Origin of the sequence: Paraburkholderia aspalathi, assembly GCF_900116445.1 — a bacterium.
In the GTDB taxonomy this organism is placed as follows: domain Bacteria; phylum Pseudomonadota; class Gammaproteobacteria; order Burkholderiales; family Burkholderiaceae; genus Paraburkholderia; species Paraburkholderia aspalathi.
The window spans coordinates 1-3102 of sequence record NZ_FPBH01000081.1; the positions used below are offsets into that span (position 1 = coordinate 1).

Annotated in this window: 4 protein-coding genes; all 4 read right to left on the reverse strand. The window is 59.6% G+C overall.

The features are described from left to right. Positions 1 to 638, reverse strand: a 638-nt coding sequence (locus BM438_RS44355) for an amino acid ABC transporter permease (RefSeq protein WP_093647888.1), incomplete at its 3' end; no start/stop codon positions are given. Position 639: 1 nt separating this feature from the next. After that, a complete protein-coding gene (locus BM438_RS44360; RefSeq protein WP_093647890.1) occupies positions 640 to 1341 on the reverse strand; it encodes an amino acid ABC transporter permease in 702 nt (233 codons plus the stop codon). A 349-nt stretch (positions 1342 to 1690) separates the two neighbouring features. Further along, a complete protein-coding gene (locus BM438_RS44365) occupies positions 1691 to 2701 on the reverse strand; it encodes a 2-hydroxyacid dehydrogenase (RefSeq protein WP_093647892.1) in 1011 nt (336 codons plus the stop codon). A gap of 32 nt (positions 2702 to 2733) precedes the next feature. Then, positions 2734 to 3102: SDR family oxidoreductase (locus BM438_RS44370; RefSeq protein WP_143131883.1), on the reverse strand; the 369-nt coding region annotated here is incomplete at its 5' end.

A 3102-nucleotide genomic window follows, 5' to 3' on the forward strand; every position in this document is an offset into this window, starting at 1 on the left:
TGTGTGAGCGCGTAACACAGCGCGAAGTAACTCAAGGCGAGAATCAGGTACACGGGAAAGGGCTTCGTCAGCAGCCGGTTGTTGATCTGATCCGCCGCGAATGAGATTTCCTGGACGTTGATGATGTAGCCCAGCGAGGTCTCCTTGATCGTCGATACGAACTGCGTGACCATGCTCGGCACCACGTTGTAAAGCGCCTGCGGCAGGATGACTGCACGCATGGTCTTCATGTAGCTCATGCCGAGCGCTCTCGAGGCCTCGGTCTGCCCTTTCGGCAGCCCCTCGATGCCCGCACGGATGATTTCCCCGAGATAGGCCGAGTCATAGATGACGAGCGCACACAGCATCGTGACAAACCCGGTGACCGGATAGCCGGTCAGAACAGGCACGAGAAAGTAGACCCAGAAAATCACCATGAGGAGCGGGATGCCCCGCACCATGTAGACGAGACCTGTGGCCGGCGCACGCAGAAACCGGAAAGGACTGATGCGGGCCAGGGCGACCAGGATACCCAGGGGAAATGCGATGACGAGCGCTGAAAGCGACAGCAAGATCGTCAGTACGATGCCGCCTAGCGGGCCATGCGGATACTGCCCGATGAGCAGCAGTGTCCAGTTATCGCGCAGGATATCGAACATGTCACTTCACTCCCGGAATGCGGTAGTGCATCGCGATTTTGGCGCCGCACAGCATGATGACGAGGGAGAGGCCGAGATACACCGCCGTGGCGATGAAATACGATTCGAAAGACAGGAAGGTTTCGTTCTCGATCTGCCGGGTGACATAGGTCAGTTCCGCCGCGCCGATCGCCATTGCGAGACTCGTGTTCTTGAACAGCAGGACGGCGTGATTGACCATCGGCGGAATTGCATTGCGCAGCGCTTGCGGAAGCACGACGAAACGCATGACGTTCAGGAAGTTCAGACCCAGTGCTCGCGACGCTTCGTACTGACCGTAGGGAATCGCACGCAATCCGCTGCGGATATCTTCGGAGAGATAGGCCGCGCTGCACAGGCCGATCGCCACGACCGCAAAAATGAACTGACCGTTGTAGTGGTTCAGCACTGTCTGCACCGATTCCGGCAGGATGTTCGAAATGCCGAAGTACCAGAACAGGATTTGGACCAGCATCGGCACATTGCGATGGTAGGCCACGAATGATGCGACAAACGCCGTCGCGAGGCGATTGTTGGTCAGGCGGATCAGCGTGACAAGAATGCCCACCATCAGTGAGAGTATCCACGCCAGCGCGGCCATCGCGAGGGTGAGTTCGATCCCATGGAGAAACAGCGCCCCATAGTCGCCTCGCAGCACCGTCGCCAGGTCAAAATGAAGTTTCATGTTGCACGTCCCAATGATTCGGATCGAAGCGATGATCCCGGTCTGACTCGACTCTCGGCACCATCGTCATTCCCGCGGAAGCCGTCATTGACTTCCGTGTTGAATTGATACTAGCTCGCGAAAAAAGGCTGTTGCAGAGGCCTTTCTTCTGGTGCAATAAGTTTCGGGAATGATGAATCGGAACGGCGTGCGGAAATGCGACAGGCGTGGTTGTACATGGTGTTTGTCTCCAGTATGTAGCGCCTCTGCGGGCGCCTCATCGTCAGTGGCGCGCCCCTTTGTCGGAGCGCTCACGCTTGAGAAACAACGGCGGTACTACACTGGCGCAGCATGCTACGCCGGTCATCGCTCAGGCTGCGGCTGTCGGGCGCGTCAGTACCTGCGGGTTCACCGGTGTCGGCGGCTTGCCGGCCGCTGCGCCGTGCCCTAGAGCGGCGATCAAATTGTCTGCGCAAAGCGCGGCCATCGCGCGCCGTGTGCTGACAGACGCACTGCCGATATGCGGCGTGAGCACCACATTCTTTTGCGCAAGAAGCGCCGGGCAGATAACCGGTTCACCTTCGAATACATCCAGACCGGCCGCCGCGATGCTGCCTTCGTTCAGCGCCACCGCCAAAGCGGCATCGTCCACTACGCCGCCGCGTGCGATATTGGTCAGCGTGGCCGACGATTTCATCTGCTTGAGCTCCGCCGCGCCAATCGCGTGATGCGAGCTGGCCGAGTAAGGCACCACGATGATCAGGTGATCTGACTCGCGCAACAGCGTTTCCTTGTCGACATAGCGTGCCTTGCAGCTCTCTTCGACATCGGGCGCCAGTTGCGAGCGATTGTGATAGATCACGCGCATGCCGAAGCCGAATGCACCACGTCGCGCAATGGCCTGCCCGATACGTCCCATGCCGAGAATGCCGAGCGTCGAACCATGAACGTCGTTGCCGACGAACATGTCGTAGCGCCCGGTTTTGGTCCATTCGCCGGCACGCAGGAAATGTTCCGACTCGGTGATGCGGCGCGCCGTTGCCATCATCAACGCGAAGCCGAAGTCGGCGGTGGTATCCGTCAGGACGTCCGGCGTATTCGTGACCAGCACGCCGCGCGCGGTACAGGCTTCCACGTCGACGTTGTTGTAGCCCACGCCGATATTGCATACCGCCTTCAACTGCGGACACGCGTCGAGCAAGGTCGCGTCGATGCGGTCGCTGCCGGCGGTCATGGCTCCCACCTTGCCTTGCAGCCTGGCAATCAGCTCTGGTTGCGTCCAGATCGTGTCGTCCGGGTTGTCGGTCACGTCGAAGTTCGCACGCAGGCGGTCGACGATGTCCGGAAATGACGCACGGGTAACCAGTACCGATGCACGCATGGAAAACCTCCTAGTTGAACTCTGGATTGCACTTACTCGTTGTGATCAGCGGGATCGCGTTTGATCGTAGTCAGCCCGCCCGGCACCTGCAGCGTGGGCAGAATTTCCATATTGCTGATGTTGACCGCGAGCGGCGCGGCGATCGCAAAGGCGATGGCGTCGGCAATGTCGGACGGCAGCGGCAACTCGAAGCCGTCGATGAACTGCTTGCGCGCCGCCTCAATGTCGCCATGCACGTGGCCAAAAATATCGGTGGCGACACGGCCCGGACAGATCTCCGTCACGCGTACACGTCTGCCGGTCGCATCCACTCGCAACTGGCGCGACAACGCATGGATGCCGGCCTTCGTCGCGGAGTAAATGGAGTTGCCGTTGAAGTTGTAGATCCCTGCGATCGAGCT

Coding starts and splice junctions, on each gene's coding strand:
- BM438_RS44360 (WP_093647890.1), bottom strand. CDS start 1,341: ATGAAACTTCATTTTGACCTGGCGACGGTGCTGCGAGGCGACTATGGG.
- BM438_RS44365 (WP_093647892.1), bottom strand. CDS start 2,701: ATGCGTGCATCGGTACTGGTTACCCGTGCGTCATTTCCGGACATCGTC.